Raw genomic sequence first — 24,426 nt, 5'->3', positions numbered from 1 at the left:
CCATGGGGGATGGGGCAAGCGCCTTACGATATCAGGTCGCCGCCTGCAATGCCTCGACAAACACACGCAGGTGCGACGGCTCGGCATCGGTGATCGCCCAATACGTCATGCCGCCGCGCCGCCAGCGCGCAATGGCATAGCCATCGGACCCCGTGATCGTCGGCGCCGCCGCACCCATGTCACGCGCCGGAAACACGTAGACATCGATCGGATGCTTGTCCGTACGGTAGACGAGCACGGCCACCGTGCGTCCACCCACGTAGTCGACGCGTCCGCCTTCCAGCGGGAACCCCTTGGCCGACAGATCGGTGACGGGCGGCGCGTAATCGATGCGTCCGTTGAACCACGGCTTGACGGTGTGCTGATCGGTCGAGACCACGTCGATCGGATGTTGCGACAGCAACGCACGCACATGGCTCGCCACGATCTCCTGCGGTTGCAGGCCCATGACAGCCGGTTCCTCAATCCCCTGCGGCGTCGCGGGCGGACGCGCCACCAGCAACGCCATCGCGACCGCGAGTCCGCCGAGAATCGCGCCGCCGGCACCGCCGAACAACCAAGGGGCAAGGCTCGGCCCCCACGCCAGCTCGGCCGGTCGATTCACGTGTGAGGGCTTCGGCGGCGACGCCGGATGGGCCGGATTCGTCGGATCGCCCCCAGGCTTCGCATCCTGCGCAGGCACTGCCGTGGCGGGCGCCGACGTCAGGCGCACTTGACGTTCGGCGAGCGCCATGTCGTCGCGCAGGCGTTCGCGTAACGTCTGCGGGGCAGCATGGCGCAACGAACCGTCGCGCAACAGCTTGCCGAGCGTAGTCGCTTCGCCGGCGACAGGGGTTTCGCCGGCGCTCGTCCCCGGCGTCGTATCGTTGGGGTCGTCAGGCTTGTTCATCGGGTCCTCCCCGCGTGGTGCCGTCAACTGGCAGACGTGTCAGACGTGCGACCTGCGCCGACGGCGCGCACGGCGTGGTCTTGGCGCTCGTGCGCGTGGCGGCCTGTGCATCGAGCACGGCAGCGGCCAGCATCTGCCTGGCGCGCGCCAGACGCGACATCACCGTGCCCGCCGGCACCCCGACGATCGTCTCGATCTCGCGGTAGCTCAGATCCTCCATCTCACGCAACACCAGCACCTCGCGAAACACCACCGGCAACGAGGCCAGCGCTCCGCGCACAAGCGCGCACTCGTCACGTTGCACGGCAAGACGCTCAGGGTCGCCGGGCGTTGCGTCATCCCAACCGGGCAGACGGGCGTCATCCTGCAGGCCGTGCCTGGCCTCGTCGAACGGTGTGCCGAGCGCCGCATCGGCGCGGCGACGCCACTCCGTCAGCCAGGTATTGCGCACAATGGCCAGCAGCCACGCGCGCGCATTGTCGCCACGAAAACCGTCGAAGAAACGCAACGCTCGCAAGTAGGATTCCTGCACGATGTCGTCGGCGTCGCTTGCACTGCCCGACAGCCAGCGCGCGAGGTTGTACGCCGCGTCGAGGTGCGGCAAGGCCAGTGCATCGAACCGTTCCGACGCAGGCGCGCCGGGTTTTTCAGCGTCGGTCACCGGAGTCTCCCCAGTGCGGGCAACGCGGTGCCCGGGTGAATTGGTCTGTCGTCGCGAACACGACGTCAATGGCCTCATTGAATCACATCTGCCTTTCGCCACGACGATTTCGCGACTACTTCACGACGATCACACCGGTCATGTGAGGATGAATCGCGCAGTAGTAGCGATACGTTCCCGGTTTGTCGAACATGAATGAGAACGTGCCGTTGGTATCGAGCGCGCCCGACGCAAACGCATGCGGATTGTCCGAACTGGTCACGGTATGCGGGTCCTCGTCGTGATTGGTCCATGTCACACGCGTGCCCGCGCGGACGGTGAGCGTCGCGGGCGAGAACGCAAAGTTGTCGATATTGACGGCATTGGCGTCCGCGGCGTTGACGACGCCCACGAGCGCCGGCAGACAGAGCGTGAGCATGCCGGCCGACGCCACGGCGACGCCACGCAGCCATACGCGACGCCGTGCACCGCAAGCGTTCAGAAGAGACGATTTCATGGAAGGGCTCCGAAAGCCGTGGGCGTCACGACGCCAACGAGGTGTCACTGAGCATTGGCGTTCCGTCGAGCGCCGTGAAGTCGACGCGACGAATGCCGAGGGCCTGCCGCAGTTGCGACGCGTCGACCTTCAACGGTCCCGGGCCGGGGCCGTCACCCGGCGCGGGCTGCGGATACGCCGTCGACATGGCTGTCTGCAAACGCACATTGCCCTCCACTTTTTGCAGGACCTGGTGGATATGCCCGTTAAGCACCGTCACCGAGCCGAACGGCCGGAGCAGGGCGAGTGCGCGTTCGCCGTCGTCGGTCCCCCAGCCCCAGGCGGGATAGACCGACCACAACGGCATATGGGTGAACACGACGAGCGGCGTGCTGCGCGAGCGCCCCTTCAGGTCCGCCTCGAGCCAGGCGAGTTGCGTGTCGCCCAGATAGCCCATGCCGCCCGCCTTGAGCCCGATCACGTTGACCAGCGCGACGAAGTGCACGCCTTGCCGATCGAAGCTGTACCAGCCGACACCCCGGCTGTCGGGTGCGAAGCGTGCGAAGAAGGCGCGTCCGTCGTCGGCGATCACGTCGTGCTCGCCGGGAACGTAGTGGGTTTCCAGGCCCGCGCTGCTTACGATCTGCTGCGCGGTATCGAATTCCTCGGCGCGCGACAAATGACTCACGTCGCCCGTGTGGAGCAGGAACGCGGGACGCTGCGATGCACCGCGGATTCGATCGATGGCCAGTTGCAGCGTGGACGCCGGATCGGGATTGGCCGCCTTGTTGAAGCCGATATGGCTGTCGCTGATCTGCACGAACGACAGTGCATGACGTGTCGCCTCGTCGGCTGCCGCAGCCGGCGCCCCCAGCGACAGGCCGCGCGGCACGCCCCCGTCGAGGGTCCACAGGATACCCGCGCCCGCCCACGCAAGACATGTCATCGCCCGGCGACGCGACATGCGTCGCGACGGGTTGCCCTCGTCGAACGAACGGGCATCGGAACCGGTCTCCGGCTTGACTTCCCCTTGATGGCTCATCGCGCACCTCCCTTCGTTACGTGCGCTGCCCCGCCCGTCACCGTGACGAGTCGCAAGAGCGCCCATATCCGTAATACCGGTGCACGTACCGCTTTATTCCCGGAAAGTCGATCTCGACGCGCCCCTCAGAGCGGCGAGTACTGCCATCGAGTGGCCACCCCGGCCCCCCCATGGAGAAGCCACGACGGCACGCCATTGATCATGCTCAGGCAAGGGTTGCCCGTGCCCGCCAGCGATTCGCTCATCTTGGCCGTGCGGCGCAGCAACGGGCGTGGATCGGCTGGCACACCTTGGCGGCGCAGTTCGAAATGCAGGTGCGGGCCCGTGACCATTCCCGTCTTGCCGACCGCCCCGATGAGGTGGCCCGCCGCCACCGTCTCACCGACACGCAGCCCGCGCGCCGTGGCGGACAAGTGGGCGTAGATCGTCTCGCTATCGTGCCGATGCGCGATCACGATGTAACGCCCGAACCCCCGGCGCTCGAAGCCGATGGACTTCACCACACCGTGCGCCACCGCGCGCACCGGCGTGCCCGACGGCGCCACGAGATCGATGCCGGTGTGCCGATGCTTCACGCGCCGCACCGGGTGGGAGCGCGTGCCGAAATCCGACGAAACGCGCGAATAGGTCACCGGCATGACGAGAGGCTTCGACGCCCGTACCGTCATGGTCGTGGCATACAGCGGCGATACCTTGCCGCAGACGGATTGCGGCAATGCCACGTTCGCGTGCGGCGACGATGCGTCGGCCGACGCGGTCGGTGCCGCCGGCGAGAAGGAAAACGACGGGGTCAGGCGCGGGTGCAGGCGTAATGCGTCGGCCATGCCGCCAGTTTCGGCCATCGCAGCCGCCGGCACCGCCATGCACAGCCAGACGCACGCCGCGCGCCAGCGGGCACGGCGGCCTTCGCCTTGCCCCCGCAGGCCTTGCGCGCCGCCGTCCAACGCGGCGCACCTGCGCTTGGAGGAAGGAGAAGAGAAAGACATCGTTCGAGAAACCTGTTCGAAAACGACGCAGTCTACGGGGCGTCACGACAACAATTGACGGGAAAATGCGCAAACCATCCATCAAGTCCCAGCAAAATGCCGTCATTTGGGAATTAACCCGGCGCGAGACCCCGTTCCGTGCCTTGCCGCCGTGCGATGCCGGACCGGCATTTGTTCTCCCTAGCGTCGCGCGCGTAAGATAGCGCTTTCGCCCGAAGCCCTCCGCCCTCGGGCCGTCATTTGCCAGTCATGTCTAGCTTCTGGATCACGATTACCAATTTCGGTGGTGCCGCCGTGACGGTGCCCGCCGCCGCCGCCCTCACCCTCTGGTTGCTCTCGGCCCGTGCGTGGCGCATGGCATTCACCTGGGTCGCCCTGTTTGCGGCGGGTGCGCTTGTTGTGGCGGCTTCCAAGGTCATGTTCCTCGGCTGGGGCCTCGGGTGGCGCGAACTCGATTTCACCGGCGTGAGCGGCCATACGATGCTCGCCGCCACCGTGTACCCCGTCGTTGCATGGATGCTTGTGCGCCACCTCGCGTGGCCGTGGCGCGTGCTCGGCATGGCCACCGCCACGGCGGGTAGCGTGGCGGTCGGGGCGTCGCGCGTCGCCCTGTCTGCGCACTCGATTTCGGAGACGGTGGCCGGCTGTATCGTGGGCTTCGCCATCTGTGCTGCCTTTGCCTGGCATACGCGTCGCGACGCCACCCCCAATCTCAAAACCCTGCCGATGGCGGCCAGCCTGTTCGCGCTTGTGATGTGGCTGCACGGCGAGCGCGTGCCGACGCAGCGCTGGATCACCCACGTCGCGCTCACGCTGTCCGGACGCGAGCACCCGTTCCGTCGCATCAGTTGGCGCGCACGAAAGCCCATGCCCTCGTCGACCCTGCGGCCCTCGCGCCCCGCGCCGGCGAAACCCGCCGCCTCGCCCGATGCCCCGACGCCAGCCGCGGCACGATGAACCACCTCACGGAATGACGTCGTCGTCCCTGCGCAATTTGTCGCAGATCACGATACGTGCATAGCGTCTGCGATATATTTGTCGAAACGCCCCGTGACGTATTGACGTCGCGACACCGGGGTTGCCCAATGCATCCTCCTCGCTTCGTCGTCCGCCGCGCGCGTTCGCATGATCGTAGCGAGGTAGAACGGAGTCCGCCATGCCCGCTCGCACTGCCAAGACCTCCGAATCGCCGTCGTCCCCATCGTCCCAATCTTCCTCCGCATCGCGCTCGCGCGGCACGCCCAAAGCGGCGAATCCGCCGACGCGCCGTGCGACGCCCCCTGGCCCGGTGCCGGCCGCCGTAGCAAGCCCTGTCTCTACCACGACGGGAGGCACACCTGCGCCAGTGGAGACGCCCGAGATCGCATTTCCGTCGTTGGCCACCTCATTTACCGACAGCCTGGACCGTGCCGCGATGGCCGCGACCGCGCGGTTTACCGGCAATGTCTCGCCCGCAGCGGTCGCGCTCGCCTGGGCCGACTGGGCCATGCACGCCGCGACGGCGCCCGGGCATCAGCTCAACGTCTTCAAGGCTTTCGCCGCCATCGACAAACCCACGGCCAGTGATCGGGCGAAGGTCGGCGGCCCCTCCATCGCCGACCGGCGCTTCCGCGACCCGCTTTGGGATCAACTCCCGTTCGCCTGGTGGCGTGAACGTTTCCTGCGAACGCAGGATTTCGTGGACACGATGACGGGCGAAATCCCGGGCGTCGATCGGCACCACCGCGACGTGGTGCGCTTCATGGCAAGGCAATGGCTCGATGTGTTCTCGCCAAGCAACGTCTGGTTCCTGAATCCGGAAGTCATCAACGCGGTACGCGACACGCACGGGCAAAACCTCGTCAGTGGCGCGCAACGCTGGTGGTCCGACCTGCGCGACATGGCGGCGGGCCATGCGCCGGGGGCGGGGCCCGAAGCGTGCAAAGCGTTCTGCGTTGGCCACGACATTGCCGCGACGCCCGGCAAGGTCGTCTATCGCAACGCGTATTTTGAGTTGCTGCACTACGCTCCGGCGCAGGCGCAGACGTGGCGCGAACCGATTCTCATCGTGCCGTCATGGCTGCTGAAGTACTACATCCTCGATCTGGAAGCGCAGCATTCACTCGTGCGTTATTTGGTCGCGCAGGGGCATAACGTCTTCATGATGTCGTGGCATAACGCCGGGCCGAAGGCTCGTGGCCGTGGACTGAACGACTACCTGAACGCCGGACTGCTGACCGCCCTGCGCGAGGTGCATCGCCTGACGGACAACGTGCCCGTTCATGCCTGCGGCTACTGCCTGGGCGGCACGCTGCTCGCCATCGCGGCAGCGACGCTTGCGCGCGGAAACCCGATCGGCGGTGAAGAGGGAAGCGAGATCAGTCGCGATCACCGAGGCGGGGACGGACGTTCGAAAGGCCGCGAGGCAGGAAACCACCTGCTCGCCAGCGTGACGCTGCTGGCCGCGCAATCCGATTTCAGCGAGCCTGGCGAATTGGGATTGTTTATCGACGCCAGCCAGGTGGCGTATCTCGAAGCGATGATGTGGCGCCAGGGATTCATCAGCGGTGAGCAACTCGCGGGGACGTTCCAATTGCTCAATTCGCGCGATCTGATCTGGTCGCGGCTCATGCACGACTACCTGCTCGGCAAACCGGCGCAAACGACCGACTTTACGGTGTGGAATGCCGACACCACACGTATACCCGCGCGGCTGCACAGTCAGTGCCTGCGCGAGCTGTATCTGAACAATGCGTTGGCGACGGGAACACTGAAGGTGGGTGGGCTACCGGTCGCGCTATCGGACATTCGCGTGCCGATGTTCGTGGTGGCGACGGAACGCGACCACATCTCCCCGTGGCGCTCCGTCTACAAGATGCATCTGCTCTACAACGGCGATCTGACGTTTGCGCTCGTCTCGGGCGGGCACAACGTGGGGGTCGTCTGTGAGCCGGGACATCCGACTAGTCACCATCGCGTCGCGACGCGCGTGGCAGGCGCGGCGTATCGCGATCCCGACGAATGGTTCGTCACCACGCCCGCCAAGCCAAGCTCCTGGTGGCCGGCATGGCAGGCGTGGCTGCTCGCCCAAGGCAGCGGCAAATCCGTCGCCACCGCCTGGCCACCTGCGCACTCGCTATGCGATGCGCCCGGCGCTTACGTGCTCGAGCGTTGAGCCGGAGCGCCGCCGCGCTTGGGCGGTACGCGCCCGTTGAGAGGCGACTGCTGAGAAACGGCCGCCTCGGTGGCCTGTGCCGCTTGCGTCGACAAGCGTCGCCACGCGTCCATCGTGCCCAATGTCGCGTCGTTGAATGCCTGGAACCACTTCTGCAACGGCGCTTCGGCGGCCTTGGCGGCGTCTCCTGGCATTGTGCCCGCCCCCATCAGATCGGGCAGCGTCATCGCACCGGCCATGCCGTGCTGCAGCTCTTCGCCCGTCTTGCGCAAATGCTCGGTCCAGAGCAGTTGATTGTTCGCGCACACCGCCAGCCACTCGCGCCAGAATTCGTTCTGTTGCGCGAGCTGACCGTTGAGCATTTGCAAGTGCGCGGTCAACAACCCATTGAAGTCCTTGGCGCCGCCGAGCGACTTGGCGGCGTCCGCATGGGCCTTGAGCAATTCGGTATCGCGCTCTGCCTGCAATTGGTGCATGTGTTGCGCAGCTTCCAGCAAAATGCCGTAGGCGCCCAGCGCACTCGCTGTGCCGAGCTTGACCATCGTCAGTGCCGGATTCGTTTCCTTTGACATCGTGACTCTCCTGAATAAGTAGTAGGCAGCGTCGCTGCAAGTCACTCCATATGCATGCCACCGTTGATGGCAAGGTTGCTGCCGGTGATGAAACCCGCGTCTTCCGAGGCAAGGAAGGCCACCAGGGCGGCCACTTCATCCGGGCGCCCCAACCGGCCGACCGGAATTTGCGGAAGGATGCGCGATTCGAGCACATCGGCCGGGACCGCCGTGACCATCTTCGTGGCGAGATATCCCGGCGAGATCGTGTTGACGGTCACCCCGGCCTTGGCGACCTCCAGCGCCAGCGACTTGGTGAACCCATGCATGCCGGCCTTCGCCGCCGCGTAGTTCGCTTGTCCAAACGCCCCACGGCTGCCATTGACCGACGAAATGTTGACGATGCGGCCCCAGCCGCGCGCGACCATGCCGCCGAAGATCGGCCGGGTCATGTTGAATACGCTATCCAGATTCGTGCGCAATACCGATTGCCAGTCTTCGGACGTCATCTTGCGCATTGTCGCGTCGCGCGTGATTCCCGCGTTATTGATCAGGATGTCCACCGGACCGGTATCGGATTCGACGGCTTTCGCGCAAGCCTCGCATGAGGCAAAATCAGCGACGTCCACACGGTACGCGGCGAACTCGCGGCCCGTGGCGCGCATGCGCTCGACCCACCCTTCGCAATCGTGATTCTGTGGCGAACAGGTGACTGCAACCCGATACCCGGCATCGGCCAGGCGCAGGCTGATGGCCTCACCCAAACCGCCCATACCGCCTGTGACCAAAGCGATGCGTGTTGTCATGGCTATCCGTCTCCGGTGAATGATCGCGAAACGTCAGATACCTCCAGCATAGCCGCGAACCCCCAGCTTTCCGCCGTGCGCGATCCCCCAGCATGCCCTTCGCTTGACTTCGGTCAAAGTCTCAAGCCCACGTGGCGTCGTGCGCGCGAAGACTCACTCATGTCCGCAGTGGTTGCGTCGGGTACTCGCTAGGCATCGTACTCCAAATTAATTCGGCGGTTGGCCTTTCCCGGCTTGCCGACAACAATCCAATGACACGCCCCCCGTCGATAGTCACAGGGCGGTGAAAAGTCGTGCGCAGCGCCGTTGCACCACGCGGTCAATCCATATATCATCGCCCGTAGATTTAATCTTGATGTCTCCCTTTGTCAGTTACGAGCGCACGATGCCCCTTCTGCCCGACATCGCACCACGCCGCCTTGCCCTGGCCGTCGCCATCACGGCCATTGCCGCCCTATTGAGCGCGTGTTCGCGCAAAGCCCCGCCAGAGGTGCCCCCGCGCCCGGTCGTGGCGGTGGCGGCCAAGGTCGCCGAGCACGCGCCCGTTGTGTCGCTACCGGCGCAAATCGAGGCGCGCTACGTCACGCCGCTCTCGTTCCGTGTTGCAGGCCAGATCATCGAGCGCAGCGTGCGACTCGGCGACGCCGTCAAGGCGGGCCAGATCGTCGCCCGGCTGGATCCGGGCGATCTCTCGAAGCAGGCTGCCAGTGCGCGCGCTCAGCTCGACGCGGCGCAGCACCAACTTGATTACGCGACACAAACCGTCACCCGTGACCGCGCGCAAGCCCGCGAAAACCTCATCGCCCCGGCGCAGCTGGAACAATCGGAGAATGCCTACGCGAGCGCGCTCGCCCAGCGCAATCAGGCGACGCAGCAGGCCGCACTGGCCGGCGACCAGTTGAACTACGGCAGCCTCAAGGCGGATCGCGACGGCGTGATCACCGCCGAGCAAGCCGATACGGGACAGAACGTCAGCGCGGGTCAGCCGGTTTACCAGCTGGCATGGACGGGCGACGTCGATGTGATTACCGACGTGCCCGAAGTCGTGCTCGGCGCCCTGCGCGTCGGGCAGATGACGACCGTCTCGCTGCCCGCGGTGCCGGGCAAGACGTGGCAAGCGCGGGTGCGTGAAATCGCGCCGGCGGCCGATCCCACGAGCCGCACTTACCGAGCCAAGCTCTCGCTGCTCTCACCCAGTCCCGACGTCAAACTCGGCATGACGGCCAACGTCGCGTTCGCACAACCCTTCGCGCCGCCGGTCGCCCCACCTGTGGCACCGTCGACGACATCGGCCACGCCCGCCGCAATGGTGTCCGGCGGGCCCGCCGCCACCCCACTCGCCGACGGTCCGCCCATCACGCTACCGTCGACCGCGCTCTTTCACGAGGGCGATCAACCCGCGGTGTGGGTCGTCAAATCCGACGACACGCTGGTGCTGCGACGCGTGGAGATTGCTCGCTACGGCGAGCGCACCGTCACCATCGCGGGCGGCATTCAACCCGGTGAGCGCGTCGTCTGGCAAGGCGCGCACACCGTCACCGCCGGCGAGAAGGTTCGCGTGATTGCGCCGCTGCACCCCGAGGACTTCGCGTCATGAGCCCGCAGGACGGCAAGCCGCCTGTGCCCGCGGCATCCCCCGCCGCGCCGCCCGCCGCACCCAAGGACTATCGTCACGAGGAGGGCCGGTTCAATCTCTCCGCATGGGCCCTGCGGCATCGCGCGCTCGTGATCTTCCTGATCGCGATGGCCACGATCTTCGGCATTCTGGCCTACTCGCGCCTCGCGCAATCAGAAGATCCGCCCTTCACGTTCCGCGTGATGGTCATCCGCACGTACTGGCCGGGCGCGACCGCCAAACAGGTGCAGGAGCAGGTCACCGACCGGATCGCGCGCAAGCTCCAGGAGATGCCGGCGATCGACTTCCAACGCAGCTATTCACGCCCTGGCGAGTCGCTGCTGTTTTTTTCGATGAAGGATTCGGCGCCCGCGAGCGACGTGCCGGAAGAGTGGTACCAGGTGCGCAAGAAGGTCGGCGACATCGCGTACACCTTGCCGCAGGGCGTGCAAGGACCGTTCTTCAACGATGAATTCGGCGACGTCTACACGCACATCTTCACGCTCCAGGGCGACGGCTTCGGTCCCGCCCAGTTGCGCGATTACGCCGACTCGCTACGCACCGTGCTGCTGCGCGTGCCTGGCGTGGCGAAGGTCGACTACTTCGGCGACCAGGAGCAGCGCATCTATGTCGAGATCAACAACACGCAACTGACGCGACTCGGCATTTCCCCGAACCAGATCGCGCAGGCCGTGGGCGCGCAGAACGCGGTCTCGCCCGCGGGCACGATCGACACGCCCAACGACCGGCTGGTCGTGCGCCCGAGCGGCCAGTTCCGCAGCGTGGCTGACCTTGCCGACACGCTCATCCGCGTGAACAACCGATCTTTCCGGCTGGGCGACATCGCCACGATCAAGCGCGGCTATGTCGACCCGCCCGTCTCGGAGATGCGCTTCGGTGGCAAGCCCGTGCTCGGCATCGGCATCACCATGCAAAAGGGGCAGGACGTCGTTCACCTTGGCAAGGCGCTGGCCGGCAAGATGGGCGAGCTGCGTGCTCAATTGCCCGCAGGCCTCACGCTCACTGAAGTCGCGAGCATGTCGAAGTCCGTGTCACAGTCCGTCGACGACTTCCTCGAAGCGGTGGCCGAAGCCGTCGCCATCGTGCTCATCGTGAGCCTCGTCTCGCTTGGCTTGCGCACCGGCATGGTGGTGGCCATTTCGATTCCGGTTGTCCTCGCCGTGACGTCGCTGTTCATGTACCTCTTCGACATCGGGCTGCACAAGGTGTCACTCGGCACGTTGATCCTGGCGCTCGGGCTGTTGGTGGACGACGCCATCATCGCTGTCGAAATGATGGCCGTGAAGCTCTCCCAAGGCTGGAATCGCAAGCGTGCGGCCGCCTTCGCCTACACGAGCACGGCGTTCCCCATGCTGACCGGCACGCTCGTGACCGTGTCCGGCTTTCTGCCCATTGCCCTGGCGAAGTCGAGCACGGGTGAATACACACGCTCGATCTTCGAGGTCTCGGCCATTGCGCTGCTCGCCTCGTGGCTGGCCGCGGTCGTGCTCATTCCGCTGCTCGGCTACAAGCTGTTGCCCGAGCGAGCCCGCGAGGCCCATCACGGCGACGATCATGAGCACGAGGTCTACGACACCCGCTTCTACAATCGCCTGCGCGGCTGGCTGACATGGTGCATCGAGCGCCGCTTGATCGTGCTTGCCATCACCGTCGTGCTGTTCCTGATTTCGATGGCCGGCTTTTCGCTCGTACCCCAGCAGTTTTTCCCGAGTTCCGATCGGCCCGAACTGATGGTCGATCTCCGTCTGCCGGAAGGGGCGTCGTATCAAGCGACACTGCGCGAAACGCAACGTCTGGAAAAATTGCTCAAGGGTCGGAAAGAGATCGATCACACGGTGAGCTTTGTCGGCACCGGCGCGCCCCGCTTCTATCTGCCGCTCGATCAGCAACTGCCCACGCCGAACTTCGCGCAACTGGTTGTTACCGCCAAGTCCGTGGACGATCGCGAGGCGCTCGCCCAATGGCTCGAGCCGACGCTGCGCGAGGCCATGCCCGGTGTGCGCACCCGGTTGTCGCGACTGGAAAACGGACCGCCCGTCGGCTTTCCCGTACAGTTTCGCGTGAGCGGCGACGACATTGGCACGGTGCGCAAGATCGCCGAGCAGGTGGCGGCCGTCATGCGCAAGAACGGTGACACCGCCGACGTCCAGTTCGACTGGGACGAGCCCTCACAACGCTCGGTGCACTTTGAAGTCGACCAGCAGAAAGCACGCGCACTGGGCGTGAGTTCGACGGATATCTCGAACTTCATCGCCATGACGCTTACGGGCTACGACATCAGCCAATACCGCGAACGCGACAAGCTGATCTCGATCACACTGCGCGCGCCCAAGGCCGAGCGGGTGGATCCGGCGAAGCTCGCCACGCTCGCCATGCCCACGCCGAACGGCCCGGTGCCGTTGGCCACGCTGGGGCATGTGGTGAACGACCTGGAATATGGCGTGATCTGGGAGCGCGACCGGCAGCCGACGCTCACCGTGCGCTCGGATGTACGCGCGGGCAAGCAGGGGATCGACGTGACCGACGCCGTCGACCGATCGCTCGGCGATATCCGCAAGGCCCTCCCGGTGGGTTATCGCATCGAGATCGGCGGATCGGTCGAGGAGTCCGCCAAGGGACAGTCCTCAATCATGGCGCAGATGCCGATCATGATCATCGCGGTGCTCACACTCCTGATGATCCAGCTCCAGAGCTTCGCGCGCACCTTGCTCGTGGTGCTCACGGCCCCGCTCGGCATGATCGGCGTGGTCGCCACGTTGCTGCTGTTCGGCAAGCCGTTCGGTTTCGTGGCAATGCTCGGCGTGATCGCGATGTTCGGCATCATCATGCGAAACTCGGTGATCCTGGTCGACCAGATCGAACAGGACATCGCCGCGGGACACCCGCGCTTCGACGCCATCGTGAGCGCCACGGTGCGGCGCTTCCGGCCAATCACGCTCACGGCCGCCGCCGCCGTGCTCGCGCTGATCCCTTTGCTGCGCAGCAACTTCTTCGGCCCGATGGCCACGGCGTTGATGGGCGGCATTACCAGCGCCACGATCCTGACCGTGTTTTTCCTGCCGGCGCTGTACGCCACGGCATTCCGCGTGCGTCACGACGAACGTGCCTCGCCCGCCGACCCCGCACACGCGGCCAACCCGCAAGGAGACCGCTCATGATGCCGCGCCTCGCCCGGCGCTGGTGCGCCCCGCTCGTTCCGATCCTCCCACTGTGGCTGAGCGCCTGCGCGTTCACTCCGGGCGACACGCCGCCGGTCATGCCCTCACCCGCGCACTATGGCGCCAGCGCGCCGCCCGCGCATACCGACGTGGCGCAGGGCACGGCACAGCAGTTCGACGTGGGCGCGGCCCCCGTGAGCGCGTGGTGGCATGCCTATCGCTCGGACACCCTCAATGCCCTCGTCGACGAAGGGCTGCGCAACAGCCCCTCCCTGTCCTCGGCGGAGCATGCCTTGCAGGCCGCGCGCGAGCAGCTGAAGGCGCAGATCGGCGCGTCGCTCTTCCCGTCGATCGACCTTGGCGGCGAAGCGGCACGCGAGCGCAATCTCGGCATCCCGAATCTTGGACCGCCGACGGCGCTCTACAACATGTTCGTGGGACAGGTACAGGCACGCTACACGTTCGACTTATTCGGCGCCGCTCGCTTCGCCGACGCGTCGCTGGCGGCCCAGGTCGATCAGCAGGCGTTCCAGCTCGAATCGGCGCGGCAGGCGCTCGCGGCGAATATCGTCTCCGGCGCCATCGGGGCATCGGTGCTCGGTGCACAGGTCAAGGCGACCGAGCGGCTCGTCGAACTGGCGCAGGCCGACGCTACAGAAATGGCCCGGCGAGAAGTGCTCGGCGCCGTCTCCCGCGCCGACGCGCTGGCGTCCGCGCAAAACGCCGAGACGCTCGCTGCGTCGCTGCCCGGGCTGCGCGCGCAGTGGCAGTCCACACGCTACGCGTTGGCCGTGTTGCTGGGCCGCACGCCCGATCGCGCCCCCGACGATGTGCCGCTGGGCGCGCTGAAGGTCCCCGAACGGGTGCCGGTCGTCGTGCCGTCGACGTTGCTGCAATCGCGGCCCGACATCCAGGCGGCCGAGATGGCCCTCAAGGCGGCCTCGGCCGAGGTCGGCGTGGCCACGGCGCAGATGTTCCCGAGTCTGACGCTCAGCGCGTCGATGGGCAAAGGCGGTTTCCATTGGCCGATGGTGCTTTCCGGCGCCGGGGCGCTCTGGAGCGTCGCCGCGTCGATCTCGCAGCCGATCTTCCACGGTGGCGCATTGCTCGCGCAGCGTCGGGCAGCGAGCGCCACTTATGCGGCCGCGCTCGACCGATACAAGCAGACGGTGCTCGCCGCGTTCAAGAACGTAGCCGATACGTTGGCGTCGCTCGAAGCGGACAACACATCGCTGCGGCACGCGGACCTTGCCAGCGCGGCGGCCGAGCAGATCTATCGCGACACGGCCGCCCGCGTGCGCCTGGGCGCCCTGCCGGCGTCGGCGGCTCGCGGGCGCGAACAGCAGTACTGGAACGCCTATCTCACGACAGTGCGTGCAACCGGCGCACGTTTGTCGGATACTGCGCTCCTCTTTTACGCAATGGGGGTGCCGCCGGCGCCAGTGGCCGATACGGCCCAGGCCGCTGAGCCCACACGCCCCGCGCACGACGTTGTCCGACAATGACTGCCATATCGACCCCGCGGGGCCGTCGCCCCAAACACCTGCCCGAAGGCCGTGCGGCGTTGCTTGCCGCCGCCATCGACGCCTTTTCGCAACTGGGCTATGACGGTGCCAACCTGCGTGGCATCGCGCGGGCGGCGAAGGTCGACGCCAGCCTGGTGCGCGTGCACTTCGGCTCGAAGGAGCAACTGTGGCGCGCATGCGTGGACACGCTCGAAGGCGCGCTCGCGGGTCCGAGCGAGCGGCTGCGCGCGTTGTCGCTCGACACTGCGCGTCCGGTGACCGATCGTCTCAAGGAAGCCATTGCGATCATCGCCGCCCACGCCATCCACCATCCGGAGCACAAGCAGTTCATCACGCAGCACGCATCGGAGACCGGCGAGCGCGGTGCCATCCTGCACCGCCATCTGGTGATGCCCGTCTACGACTGCATGGAGCCCCTCATCGTGCAGGGCATGCAGGCGGGTGTCGTGCGTGCCGAACATCCGGCCATGTACTTTTGCGTGCTTGTCCACGCCCTGCACCCACCGCCCGGCTCCCCGGTGCTGATGCAATTGATTGCGCCGCAGGTCGGCGGCGACGCCTTCGGGCCGGCCCTGATCAAGCAGGTCGAATGCCTGTTCTTCGCCGAACCCAACGCCCCAAAAGACTGACCCCCGTCAGCGACAAGCGACGCGGCGGTGTCACGAACGCCTCTTGACGGTATCCGGGACGCGACAGGCGCGCCGATGCATTACACTGGCGGCCGCCTTCTTTTGCTTTCATCCTCATGTCAGACGCTAATTCCACCACTGTCATTCTCGGCGCCGGTCAAGCCGGCGGCGAAACCGCCCTCGCCCTGCGTCAACTGGGTTACACGGGGCGCATCGTGCTCGCCGGCAACGAAAGCCACCTGCCGTATCGCCGCCCGCCGCTCTCGAAAGCGTTTCTGTCCGGTCAGGCCGATGAAGCCAGCCTGCTGATCCGTCCGGCAGACGCCTGGGAGAAGGCCGAGATCGACGTGCGTCTGGGCGTGACGGCCACTGCCATCGACCGCGCGGCGCGCACCGTCACATTCGACGACGGCCAGACACTCGGCTACGACCATCTGGTGCTGGCGCTTGGCGGCCGCGTGCGCCATCTGCCCATTCCGGGCGGCGACGCCCCGAACGTCTACTACCTGCGCAACATCGCAGATGCCACGCGTCTGCGCGAGGCGCTCGCCCCGGGCAAGCGCGTCGTCGTGGTCGGCGGCGGCTACATCGGGCTGGAAGTGGCGGCAACCGCCGTCAAGGCGGGCGCCGCGGTGACCGTGCTCGAAGCGGCCCCGCGCCTGCTGGCCCGCGTGGCGGAAGCCGATCTGGCGGACTTTTTCGCGACGTTGCACCGCGAGAACGGCGTCGACGTGCAGGTGGGCGTCGGCGTGACCGCGCTTGAGCAGGATGCGGCCGGTCGGGTCGTCGCGGTCGTGGCCGGTGACAAGCGCCTGCCGGCTGATGTAGTGGTCGTTGGCATTGGTGTCGTTCCGAACGCCGAGTTGGCACAGGCCGCGGGGCTGGCGGTCGAGAACGGCATCGTCGTCGACGAATTTGCCCGTACCAGCGATCCGGCGATCCTGGCGGTGGGCGACTGCGCGCATCACGAACACCCGGCGCTGGGCCGCCGCATTCGTCTGGAATCGGTGCCGAGCGCGAGCGAAATGGCGAAGGTGGCGGCGAGCGTAGTGCATGGCGATGCGCCCAAGGCCGTCGCGACCGCGCCCTGGTTCTGGTCGGATCAGTTCAACGCGAAGCTGCAAATGGTCGGCCTGACGGACGGCCATGACGCCATGATCGAGCGCCGCTTGCCGGATGCGCAAGGGGCCGCCGTGTTCATGCGCTTCTATCTGCGCGAAGGTGCCGTCGTGGCGGCCGTGAGCATCAATCGGGCACAGGAGTTTCTGGCCGCACGCGAACTCGTCGGTCGCCGCGCCGTGGTCGACCCGGTGCGTCTGGCCGACGCGGCCACGCCCCTCAAAACGCTTCTGTCAGAACTCGGCCCAGTCGCCTGAGGCCGAACGCCTTCTTCCGATGTGCCAAACGCCGGGCGCTTCCGCCCGGCGATCAACGCGCCGCCTGACCGCGCGCGTGTCACTCCACCGGTGCGTGCGCGGGCAACAGCAACACCGGCCGACCGGCGTGACGGGCCGTGTCCTCCGCGACGCTGCCCAGCGTGAAGCGCCGGAACCCGCGCCGCCCATGCGTGCCAAGCACGATGACATCGGCATCGGTCTCTTTGCCTGCGCAGATAATCTGATCGGCAACCCCCTCGCCGACCGGCTGAAGCTCTCGCAACTCGACGTCGCCGGGCACGCCCGCCTCATGCAGGCGTCGCGTCGCCCACTTCAGCGCCTGCTCGCCCACGGCGCGCACCGCGCCGAGCAGCGGGGCCGAGTCGAAGCCTTCGGGAAATGGCCCCGGCATATCCAGCACATGGACGACGCGCAACGACGCCGCATGCGCGCGAGCGAGCGAAAGTGCGTATTCGAAGGCGCGGCGCGACGTCTCGCTGTCGTCGAGCGCGACGAGTATCCGTTCGTAGTGTCCGCCCGCACGCAACGGCGAATGCGGGCGCGCCTCGCCCGCCACCAGCATCACCGGCACCTCCGCGCTGCGCAGAATCTGTTCGGCAACGCTGCCCAGCATGGCGCGTCGCACACCGCCCCGGCCGTGCGTGCCGACGATGATGATTTCGGCGCCCCACTCGTTGGCCTCGCGGGTGATGGCCTCCGGAACGGTCTCGCCGGTCGTGCGCAGATCGAGCAAATGCGCCTGTGGGTCGAGCCCTTCCTCGCGCAGATACAGCACCGCGCGCGCCAGATGTTCCTCGCCCTCGCGCTGCATGTCGCGACGCACCTGCTCCAGGTCGATGAGCTTGGCGAAGGCGGAGGTCACCGGCGTGACGGGGTCTTCCACCGTGTGAATGACGCGGATCACGTCGCCGTTGCGCGCAAAGGCGGCCGCCTCGCGCAGCGCACGGCGTGACGATTCGCTACCGTCGGTCGCCAGCAGAATGCGTTTTGTCATGAGCAGCCTCGCAAAGAGCATCACAGGAAGGCCTCGCACGCAGGCAGCGTGTCCGGCATCGTGCCGCCGCGCGAGTCGCTTCGACTGTCGAACCGTGACACGATGCAGCTACTATAGCGCTCGATCGTAGCCGACGACTACCTTCACTGGCTCGGGAATCCCCCTTAAGACGCGCTTGCTTGATGCAACGCAAAAACGCCACAGGCCCGACGCATCGGGCCTGTGTACGGCGTGAGTCCAGCAGAAAGCCGGGGGCGGAACGTCGCGCTTATCGGGCGGCGTCGCCCCAGCGATAAGCATGCGACGCGTCGTCGAGCTTCGCCTTGAGGCCGGCGTCGAGCGCGTAATCGACGGTACCGAGTGTTTCGGTCAATTGTTCGACGCGGCTCGCGCCGATAATCGCCGACGTGACCGCCGGGTTCGCCAGCACCCAGGCGAGCGACAGACGCGTCAGCGACTCACCCGCGTCCTTCGCAATGCCTTTGAGCGACTCGATCGTCTCGAACTCACGCTCGTGCCAGTAGCGCTGCTGGTACATCGAGCCGGCCTTGCCGACCGTCGCCGTGGTGAAGCGACCTTCGCTGGGGGCGGCATCATGTCGGTATTTGCCCGTCAGCAAGCCGCCGGCGAGCGGGTTGTAAGGGATGACCGCCAGACCTTCTTCACTGGCCAGCGGCAGCAGTTCGCGCTCGATCTGACGGAACAGCAGGTTGTAGCGCGGCTGCACCGACACGAAGCGTGCCACGCGCAGCACGTCGGCGCGGCCCAGGGCACGTGCGAGGCGATAGGCGAGGTAATTCGACACGCCGACGTAGCGGGCCTTGCCCGACTTCACAATGGTGTCGAGCGCCTCGAGCGTCTCGTCGATGGGCGTGTCGGTGTCGTCGGAATGCAGTTGGTACAGGTCGACGTAGTCGGTTCCCAGGCGGCGCAGCGACGCATCGATGGCATCGAGCAGATGCTTGCGCGACGCCCCCTTGTCCCACGGTGACGGTCCCATCTGGCCGCAGGCTTTGGTCGCGACGATGAACTGGCTACGGCGCCCCTTGAGCCAACGACCGACGATCTCCTCGGTACGTCCGGACAACGAGATGTCGGCGCCGAGCGGATAGACGTCGGCAATATCGATGAAGTTGACGCCCGCGTCGGCGGTACGGTCGAGAATCGCATGGCTGGCGGCTTCCTCGGTTTGCAGACCGAACGTCATGGTGCCCAGGCACAAGCGGGAAACGCTCAGGCCGGTGCGGCCGAATTTGGTGTATTGCACAGTCACTCCCGGAAGTTTCGAATGCGTCCATGCCAGGCGTCGATCGCGGGCCTCGCCGGCCACGCCCGCTGGCAAGAGCGCACAGTATGCGCGATTCCGGGAAAACGCGTGCGCGAGCCCGAACGCCCATTCGCGTGCGGATCCGGCGAAGACTCGCGCAGGGTTGGCGCGTCACTCCATCGATTTGAGGTCCACCCAGACACCGTCAGTGCCTCGAATGAGCTGCTTGCCGCCGTACTTCATGACGGTGGTCTGCTCGTTCGCCGACACGAAGGCCGTCTGCGGTAAATCAGCCGCATATGACCCCAGATCGGGCGTTCCCGCGAACGGGTTGTTCGCGATCAGATGCGAAACCAGCGTCATCAGCGCCAGATAGCTCGTGGGTGTGGAAATCGTGATCGGCGTGCCGCGGCTGGCCCCCGCCCCGTTGCCGAACCCCACGAGCTTCACCGCCACCGGCACATGCGTGATCTCCGGCAGCGGCACCTCGCGCATGCCCGAGACCTGCAGCTTGCTGCCGCGCAGCGCGGCGCCGTGCTCGGGCACGAACACGACCACCGCCTTGCGGCCCGACCGGGCGATGGTGTCGATGAACTGACCAAAATCGTCGAACATCGCCTTCACGCGTATCGGATAGCTCTGCGCGCTGGGCAGTCGCGAGCCTTCGAGACGGTTGCCGTCGTGCAGCGAGATCGTGTTGTAATAAAGCGCGACGCGTTTGTCGGGCATGGCCATACGCTGCTGCCACCACGATTGCAGCACGTCGCCATCCGAGCGGACCGGGGTTTCGTCGAACGAGCGCATGGTCACACGCGTGCGCGTGTTGTCGAACGGCGTGATGCCCTGCACGCCGAAGTTCTGCTGAACCTCCTGCATGAAGTTGTCGAAATGCCCGTCGTGGTTCATCGCGAGCGACGGCGTATAGCCGAGCTGCTTCAGGTCACTCATCACGTAGCACTGCGGGCCGGCCGGATCGTACAGTGCCTTGTGCGTCGGCTGGCCGCAGCCGGCGCGCAGCACACGAATGGCTGCCGGGCCGCTGTAGCTCGCCGCGGAGTTGAAGTTCTTGAAGACGAAATCAAAGCGCGAGAGCAGCGGCAGGTTGGCGAGATTGTCGACGTCGAGATCGTCCTGCGCGAGCGAACAGATGTGCAGGAAGATGATGTCGAAGTCCGGGCCGGCCCCGGCCTGCGCCGGCATCGCGACGGTGCGCGTCAGTTCGCGAGTGTAGAAGCCATCGAGTGCCGCGTCTGGATTCGCGGCCAACGGCACCTCGCCGTCACCCGACACGAATTCGTTCACGCCGGCGGTCGCGGCGCTCGCTCCCGCTGACGGCGCGGCCGGGATATCGCCCGTCGCCGCGACCACCGGCGTGACCGGGCCCAGCGCACCGAAGCGCAGCACGAGGGGCACGATCACGAGCGCGAGCATCACGAAGGTCGTCACGCGAACCCAGCGGTTCACGATCCAGTAGACGAGCGTCAGGATCGCGAGCAGAAGCCAGAATTGCGTCGGCACGAAGCGTCCGAGCAGCTCGATCAGGTACGAGAACCGGAATTGCAGCAGCGCCGGCAACTGCTCGACGAAACGGGCGAACGGCGGCAGGTTCGAATCGTAATAGAGCAGCGCCGCACCGGCCGGCAGAGCGATCACCTGTCGCCCAATGCGCGCCCAGCGCGGGCGCAGCCGGATCGCGAGCAGCACTGCGAAGAGGAAGTTCGGCAGCACGTGAAAGCCGATGGTGCCGGCCCACAGGAGCAGCAGCTTCAGGATGAAATAGAGGTTCCAGATGCCCATCGTATGCGTCCCTGAGTTCCGGTGTTGTCCGGCTTACGTCTGGCGTGCGCTGCGCAGGCGATCCTGCCAGCGCGTCACGAGTTTGCCCAGCAAGTAATTCGCCAGCACCTGATAACCGCGCAGCCCCATCGCGAGCATCTCGAAGAGCGCCTTGATCGGTTCGTCGCGCGTGCGCTCGACGTCCCAGTCGCGCCAGGCGTCGGCACGGCCGAACGTGAATTGCACGAGATGTTTGTCCTGCGCCACCGTGAGTGGCATGAACGAGAGAAACAGCGCCTGCCCGCGCACCCCGACCACGCGCACCGGAAAGCCATATTCCGTCGCGCCGCGCGAGAGCGCGACCTGCGCTTCGGTGCCCTCGCTCAGTTCGAGTGGCACGCTCAGCAGCAGCGCCAAACCGCCGCCGGAGAAGTCGCGCGTGTGGCACGCGATCGTGCGGCCGTCCGGCAAATACAGCATGGCGGGCATGCGCATCGACACCCGATGCGTGCGGCGCACCTGCCGAACCTCGGTTGCCACCGCCACCGCCGCCCCCAACACAGCCAGATTGAACGTCACCCACGCCAGGTTGAAGACCAGCGCCCCCATCTCGTGCGCCGGTGCGTAGAAGTAGCGCAACACCCCCGCCAGAAAGCCCAGCAGATTGAAGCCAAGCAGCACCAGGTAAGGCTTCGAGATATTCCAGTCGAAGAAGCTCTGCTCGATCAGACCGCCCTTGGCCGTCACGTTGAACTTGCCGTATCGCGGGTTGATGAACGCCACCGTCGTGGGCAGCGCCACGTACCACGCCAGCACGGCTTCATAGACATCCGACCAGAACGAATGGCGATACTTGCCCTGGATGCGTGAGTTGGCGATGTTCGCGTGTGCGATATGCGGTAACACATAGGCGCAGATGCTCAGGGCCGCCGCCTGCACGATATGCAATCCGAAAAACAGATAGGCGATCGGCGCGAGCAGGAAGATGATGCGCGGAATGCCATAGAAGAAATGCAGCATGCCGTTCGCGTAGCAGATCCGCTGTCCGAACTTCAATCCGCGTCCGAAGAGCGGGTTGTCGACGCGGAAGATCTGCGCCATGCCGCGTGCCCAGCGAATGCGCTGGCCCACGTGACTGGAGAGCGACTCGGTCGCAAGACCCGCCGCCTGCACCACTTTCAGGTACACGGTATTCCAGCCGCGACGGTGCATCTTGAGCGCCGTGTGGGCGTCTTCCGTCACCGTCTCGACGGCGACACCGCCGACTTCGTCGAGTGCGGTACGCCGCAATACAGCACACGAGCCGCAGAAAAACGAGGCATTCCAGAAGTCGTTGCCGTCCTGCACGATTCCGTAGAACAGTCGCCCTTCGTTGGGTACCGCCCCGCGCGTGGCGAGGTTGCGCTCGAACGGATCGTCGGAGAAAAAGTGGTGCGGGGTTTGCACGAGCGAGCAGCGCGGGTCCTTGAGGAAGGCACCCATCGTCGTCTGCAGGAACGAGCGCACGGGAATGTGATCGCAGTCGAAGATGGCGACGAACTCGCCCTGTGTCTTGCCCAGCGCATGGTTGATGTTGCCCGCCTTGGCATGCCGATTGTCGGGACGCGTCACGTAGTGCACCCCGGCGAGCGCAGCGAATTCGCGCATCTCGTCGCGGCGTCCGTCGTCGAGCAGGTAGATATTGAGCTTCTCGGGCGGCCAGTCGATCCCGCAGGCGGCATACACCGTCGGGCGCACCACGTCGAGGCCCTCGTTGTACGTGGGAATATAGATGTCGACGCTGGGCCACTCGCGCGTGTCCGGCGGCAGCGGCGTGATGCGGCGCTGCAACGGCCAGACCGTCTGGATGTAGCCAAACAACAGGATCATCCACGTGTACATCTCGGCGGCCACGAGGGTGTAGCCGACCGCCGCCTCCGGCAGGGTGTCGAACGCCAGCGATTGCGTGAGACGCCACCATACATAGCGGATCGTGGAAATCAACGACAAACCGATCAGCACGAGCACCGAATACTGACTGTCGAGCCGGCGGAATACCAGCGCCAGCGTGAGCGTGCAGATCGAGAACAGCAACTGCTCGAACGGCTCGAACGGTGTCGTGACGATCCAGAACACGCCGACCAAGCCGAGCAGCGCGACAACGGCCGATGTGACACGCCACTGCATCACGCGCGCGAGTTGCGCGTCGAAGCGGTGGGCGAGCTGCGCGGGGGTGTCGGGCGGAATGCCGAAGAGCGTCTGCACCAGCCACAGGCGCGCGCGTTCGTTGTTGTCCCGGAGCGCCAGCCAGCCGACGTACGGTGGGAATGCCGGGCGCCGATCGGCCCGGCGCCACACCAGTGCCTGCACCATCTGTCCGACGCTCGCATCGATCGGAACGTCGAGCCGATGCGTGACACGCGCGTTGATCCAAGCCAGTGCGCGCGCGGGATAATCAGTGCGTCCGGCGCGCGGCGGCGGAAACAGGAGACGCAACCACCAGTCGCGCCATTGATCCAACCGATTCACCTCAAGTCGCATCGCCAGGCGCGTCACCGCGTGGTCGCCAACCTGCGTGACCCAGCGTTGATGACTCGGCGAACGCAAGGTCGCCGCAAGCGTCCATTGCAGCAGACTCGGCGGGCGCCCGTCCGCGCGCGGTGGCACCGCGAGACGCACCACCAGAATCTCGCTGCCGAGCCGGTAAAGGGTGCGCAATGCGTCGCGGATCATGCGCGGCCCCCGGTGTCGGTCACCGCATCAATCGGCGTCGTGGCATGCAGCAACCATGCGGCCAAATGGGCGAAATCGAGCGCAGCCTGCGATCCCTGCGCCCCCATGGCCAGGGTCTGGCCGCTGGCCGCCACCGTGCCGATCGCGTCGTCACGATGAATGCGCAACGGCACACTGGCGTCGCCCGCGCGGGACTGGATCAGATGGAGGAGATCGTTGTTGAGCGCAGAATTGGCGGCAGCGAAGTTCGGCACCATCTGAGCGCGGCCCGCGCACGCCGCGATCAGGTCCAGCTGCGTGACGTAGCCGGTCGTCGTCACGGGCACCACGCCAAGGACGAGGTCGGCGGCCGCCACGGCGGCCTGGGCAATGACATCGGGCAAGCGCTGCGTGTCCATGAGGACGCGCGTGCCCTCGGGCAAACCCATCGCGTCGAGATGACGACGCAGCCCGCCGGCGTCCTGACGCAGCCATTGGCCAATGGCGCTCAGACTCGCCGCCTCGCTGCGACCGGCAGGCAGCAGCGACACGCGCGCCGGCGTCTCGCACAGCACACTACGCCAGCCGTCCGGCGCAACGCTCGGTGACAGCACGCCTGCCGCGCACGTCTCGCGCAATCCGAGCAGCGCACCGATGCTGTTTTGTGCGTCGAGTTCAAGCACGGCGACCGGATGCGATGCCTGCGCGAGTTCTGCGGCCAGATGGGCCGTCACCGTACTGCGCCCCGCGCCACCGGCGCTGGAAACAACGGCAATGAGTGTCAGCAT

The 24,426-nt window shown here is 66.1% G+C and carries 19 protein-coding genes; 7 read left to right on the top strand and 12 right to left on the bottom strand.

The genetic code is table 11. From position 1 onward, the window contains the following. Positions 1-31 precede the first annotated feature (31 nt). The 5 genes from PanNE5_RS18035 to PanNE5_RS18015 form a co-directional block, all read right to left on the bottom strand. Positions 32-889 (bottom strand): anti-sigma factor family protein, encoded by an 858-nt coding sequence (locus PanNE5_RS18035; RefSeq protein WP_017232201.1) that lies wholly within the window; start codon positions 887-889, stop codon positions 32-34. Continuing rightward, the gene (locus tag PanNE5_RS18030) at positions 876-1,550 is read right to left on the bottom strand and encodes an RNA polymerase sigma factor (RefSeq protein WP_261938523.1); all 675 of its coding nucleotides are present in this window, start codon (positions 1,548-1,550) and stop codon (positions 876-878) included. Before PanNE5_RS18030 ends, PanNE5_RS18035 begins: the two co-directional genes overlap by 14 nt. A gap of 115 nt (positions 1,551-1,665) precedes the next feature. Then, positions 1,666-2,046 carry a cupredoxin family copper-binding protein gene (locus PanNE5_RS18025; RefSeq protein ID WP_017232203.1) on the bottom strand — a complete coding sequence of 127 codons (381 nt, stop codon included), beginning with the start codon at positions 2,044-2,046 and terminating at the stop codon, positions 1,666-1,668. 25 nt (positions 2,047-2,071) lie between these two features. Then, a complete protein-coding gene (locus tag PanNE5_RS18020) occupies positions 2,072-3,067 on the bottom strand; it encodes a metallophosphoesterase family protein (protein WP_261938522.1) in 996 nt (331 codons plus the stop codon). A 125-nt stretch (positions 3,068-3,192) separates the two neighbouring features. Further along, entirely contained in the window at positions 3,193-4,053 is an 861-nt protein-coding gene (locus PanNE5_RS18015) for a M23 family metallopeptidase (RefSeq protein ID WP_261938521.1), read from the bottom strand. A gap of 249 nt (positions 4,054-4,302) precedes the next feature. On the opposite strand from PanNE5_RS18015, the gene PanNE5_RS18010 reads away from it, so the two are divergent. Both PanNE5_RS18010 and PanNE5_RS18005 read left to right on the top strand, forming a co-directional pair. After that, the gene (locus tag PanNE5_RS18010; RefSeq protein ID WP_261938520.1) at positions 4,303-5,010 is read left to right on the top strand and encodes a phosphatase PAP2 family protein; all 708 of its coding nucleotides are present in this window, start codon (positions 4,303-4,305) and stop codon (positions 5,008-5,010) included. A gap of 199 nt (positions 5,011-5,209) precedes the next feature. Further along, positions 5,210-7,207, top strand: coding sequence for a PHA/PHB synthase family protein (locus PanNE5_RS18005; protein ID WP_157211346.1), 1,998 nt, complete (start codon positions 5,210-5,212; stop codon positions 7,205-7,207). On the opposite strand, the gene PanNE5_RS18000 is transcribed toward PanNE5_RS18005, so the two are convergent. Together PanNE5_RS18000 and phbB are read right to left on the bottom strand one after the other, a co-directional pair. Beyond that, positions 7,189-7,779, bottom strand: a complete 591-nt coding sequence (locus PanNE5_RS18000; protein ID WP_017232207.1) for a hypothetical protein — start codon at positions 7,777-7,779, stop codon at positions 7,189-7,191. The two genes, PanNE5_RS18005 and PanNE5_RS18000, sit on opposite strands and share 19 nt — an antisense overlap. Before the next feature lie 41 nt (positions 7,780-7,820). Further along, positions 7,821-8,564, bottom strand: a complete 744-nt coding sequence (phbB, locus tag PanNE5_RS17995) for an acetoacetyl-CoA reductase (RefSeq protein ID WP_017232208.1) — start codon at positions 8,562-8,564, stop codon at positions 7,821-7,823. 385 nt (positions 8,565-8,949) lie between these two features. Here phbB and PanNE5_RS17990 point away from each other — a divergent pair, with 385 nt between their 5' ends. From PanNE5_RS17990 to PanNE5_RS17970, 5 genes are all read left to right on the top strand, one after another. Next, a complete protein-coding gene (locus tag PanNE5_RS17990) occupies positions 8,950-10,161 on the top strand; it encodes an efflux RND transporter periplasmic adaptor subunit (protein ID WP_261938519.1) in 1,212 nt (403 codons plus the stop codon). Next, positions 10,158-13,358 carry an efflux RND transporter permease subunit gene (locus PanNE5_RS17985; protein WP_017232210.1) on the top strand — a complete coding sequence of 1,067 codons (3,201 nt, stop codon included), beginning with the start codon at positions 10,158-10,160 and terminating at the stop codon, positions 13,356-13,358. The genes PanNE5_RS17990 and PanNE5_RS17985 overlap by 4 nt, the downstream gene beginning before the upstream one ends. After that, a complete protein-coding gene (locus PanNE5_RS17980; RefSeq protein WP_261938518.1) occupies positions 13,355-14,863 on the top strand; it encodes an efflux transporter outer membrane subunit in 1,509 nt (502 codons plus the stop codon). The genes PanNE5_RS17985 and PanNE5_RS17980 overlap by 4 nt, the downstream gene beginning before the upstream one ends. Then, positions 14,860-15,513 carry a TetR/AcrR family transcriptional regulator gene (locus tag PanNE5_RS17975; protein WP_261938517.1) on the top strand — a complete coding sequence of 218 codons (654 nt, stop codon included), beginning with the start codon at positions 14,860-14,862 and terminating at the stop codon, positions 15,511-15,513. The genes PanNE5_RS17980 and PanNE5_RS17975 overlap by 4 nt, the downstream gene beginning before the upstream one ends. A 116-nt stretch (positions 15,514-15,629) precedes the next feature. Continuing rightward, positions 15,630-16,889, top strand: coding sequence for an NAD(P)/FAD-dependent oxidoreductase (locus PanNE5_RS17970; RefSeq protein WP_261938516.1), 1,260 nt, complete (start codon positions 15,630-15,632; stop codon positions 16,887-16,889). Between the two features lie 79 nt (positions 16,890-16,968). Here the strand turns inward: PanNE5_RS17970 and PanNE5_RS17965 are convergent, their stop codons facing one another. From PanNE5_RS17965 to PanNE5_RS17945, 5 genes are all read right to left on the bottom strand, one after another. Next, the gene (locus PanNE5_RS17965; RefSeq protein ID WP_261938515.1) at positions 16,969-17,904 is read right to left on the bottom strand and encodes a universal stress protein; all 936 of its coding nucleotides are present in this window, start codon (positions 17,902-17,904) and stop codon (positions 16,969-16,971) included. 268 nt (positions 17,905-18,172) lie between these two features. Further along, on the bottom strand, positions 18,173-19,171 hold the full coding sequence (locus PanNE5_RS17960; RefSeq protein WP_017232213.1) for an aldo/keto reductase: 999 nt from the start codon (positions 19,169-19,171) through the stop codon (positions 18,173-18,175). A 171-nt stretch (positions 19,172-19,342) separates the two neighbouring features. After that, on the bottom strand, positions 19,343-20,968 hold the full coding sequence (gene bcsG, locus PanNE5_RS17955) for a cellulose biosynthesis protein BcsG (RefSeq protein WP_261938514.1): 1,626 nt from the start codon (positions 20,966-20,968) through the stop codon (positions 19,343-19,345). A gap of 33 nt (positions 20,969-21,001) precedes the next feature. Then, complete coding sequence (gene bcsA / locus PanNE5_RS17950) at positions 21,002-23,659, bottom strand: UDP-forming cellulose synthase catalytic subunit (protein WP_017232215.1); 2,658 nt, start codon at positions 23,657-23,659, stop codon at positions 21,002-21,004. Next, positions 23,656-24,426 (bottom strand): cellulose synthase operon protein YhjQ/BcsQ, encoded by a 771-nt coding sequence (locus PanNE5_RS17945; protein WP_261938513.1) that lies wholly within the window; start codon positions 24,424-24,426, stop codon positions 23,656-23,658. The genes bcsA and PanNE5_RS17945 overlap by 4 nt, the downstream gene beginning before the upstream one ends.

Origin of the sequence: Pandoraea sp. NE5, assembly GCF_024363545.1 — a bacterium.
Lineage (GTDB): Bacteria > Pseudomonadota > Gammaproteobacteria > Burkholderiales > Burkholderiaceae > Pandoraea > Pandoraea cepalis.
The sequence above is the reverse complement of the archived record's forward strand: the minus strand, read 5'-3'. Positions and strand labels throughout refer to the sequence as shown.

Excerpts from the sequence above, each read along its gene's own strand:
- PanNE5_RS17970 (WP_261938516.1), top strand. The coding sequence starts at position 15,630 with ATGTCAGACGCTAATTCCACCACTGTCATTCTCGGCGCCGGTCAAGCC.
- phbB (WP_017232208.1), bottom strand. The coding sequence starts at position 8,564 with ATGACAACACGCATCGCTTTGGTCACAGGCGGTATGGGCGGTTTGGGT.
- bcsA (WP_017232215.1), bottom strand. The coding sequence starts at position 23,659 with ATGATCCGCGACGCATTGCGCACCCTTTACCGGCTCGGCAGCGAGATT.
- PanNE5_RS18000 (WP_017232207.1), bottom strand. The coding sequence starts at position 7,779 with ATGTCAAAGGAAACGAATCCGGCACTGACGATGGTCAAGCTCGGCACA.
- PanNE5_RS17980 (WP_261938518.1), top strand. The coding sequence starts at position 13,355 with ATGATGCCGCGCCTCGCCCGGCGCTGGTGCGCCCCGCTCGTTCCGATC.
- PanNE5_RS17965 (WP_261938515.1), bottom strand. The coding sequence starts at position 17,904 with ATGACAAAACGCATTCTGCTGGCGACCGACGGTAGCGAATCGTCACGC.
- PanNE5_RS18015 (WP_261938521.1), bottom strand. The coding sequence starts at position 4,053 with ATGTCTTTCTCTTCTCCTTCCTCCAAGCGCAGGTGCGCCGCGTTGGAC.
- PanNE5_RS18025 (WP_017232203.1), bottom strand. The coding sequence starts at position 2,046 with ATGAAATCGTCTCTTCTGAACGCTTGCGGTGCACGGCGTCGCGTATGG.
- PanNE5_RS18005 (WP_157211346.1), top strand. The coding sequence starts at position 5,210 with ATGCCCGCTCGCACTGCCAAGACCTCCGAATCGCCGTCGTCCCCATCG.
- PanNE5_RS17975 (WP_261938517.1), top strand. The coding sequence starts at position 14,860 with ATGACTGCCATATCGACCCCGCGGGGCCGTCGCCCCAAACACCTGCCC.
- bcsG (WP_261938514.1), bottom strand. The coding sequence starts at position 20,968 with ATGGGCATCTGGAACCTCTATTTCATCCTGAAGCTGCTGCTCCTGTGG.
- PanNE5_RS17945 (WP_261938513.1), bottom strand. The coding sequence starts at position 24,426 with ATGCTGACACTCATTGCCGTTGTTTCCAGCGCCGGTGGCGCGGGGCGC.
- PanNE5_RS17990 (WP_261938519.1), top strand. The coding sequence starts at position 8,950 with ATGCCCCTTCTGCCCGACATCGCACCACGCCGCCTTGCCCTGGCCGTC.
- PanNE5_RS18020 (WP_261938522.1), bottom strand. The coding sequence starts at position 3,067 with ATGAGCCATCAAGGGGAAGTCAAGCCGGAGACCGGTTCCGATGCCCGT.
- PanNE5_RS18010 (WP_261938520.1), top strand. The coding sequence starts at position 4,303 with ATGTCTAGCTTCTGGATCACGATTACCAATTTCGGTGGTGCCGCCGTG.
- PanNE5_RS18035 (WP_017232201.1), bottom strand. The coding sequence starts at position 889 with ATGAACAAGCCTGACGACCCCAACGATACGACGCCGGGGACGAGCGCC.
- PanNE5_RS17985 (WP_017232210.1), top strand. The coding sequence starts at position 10,158 with ATGAGCCCGCAGGACGGCAAGCCGCCTGTGCCCGCGGCATCCCCCGCC.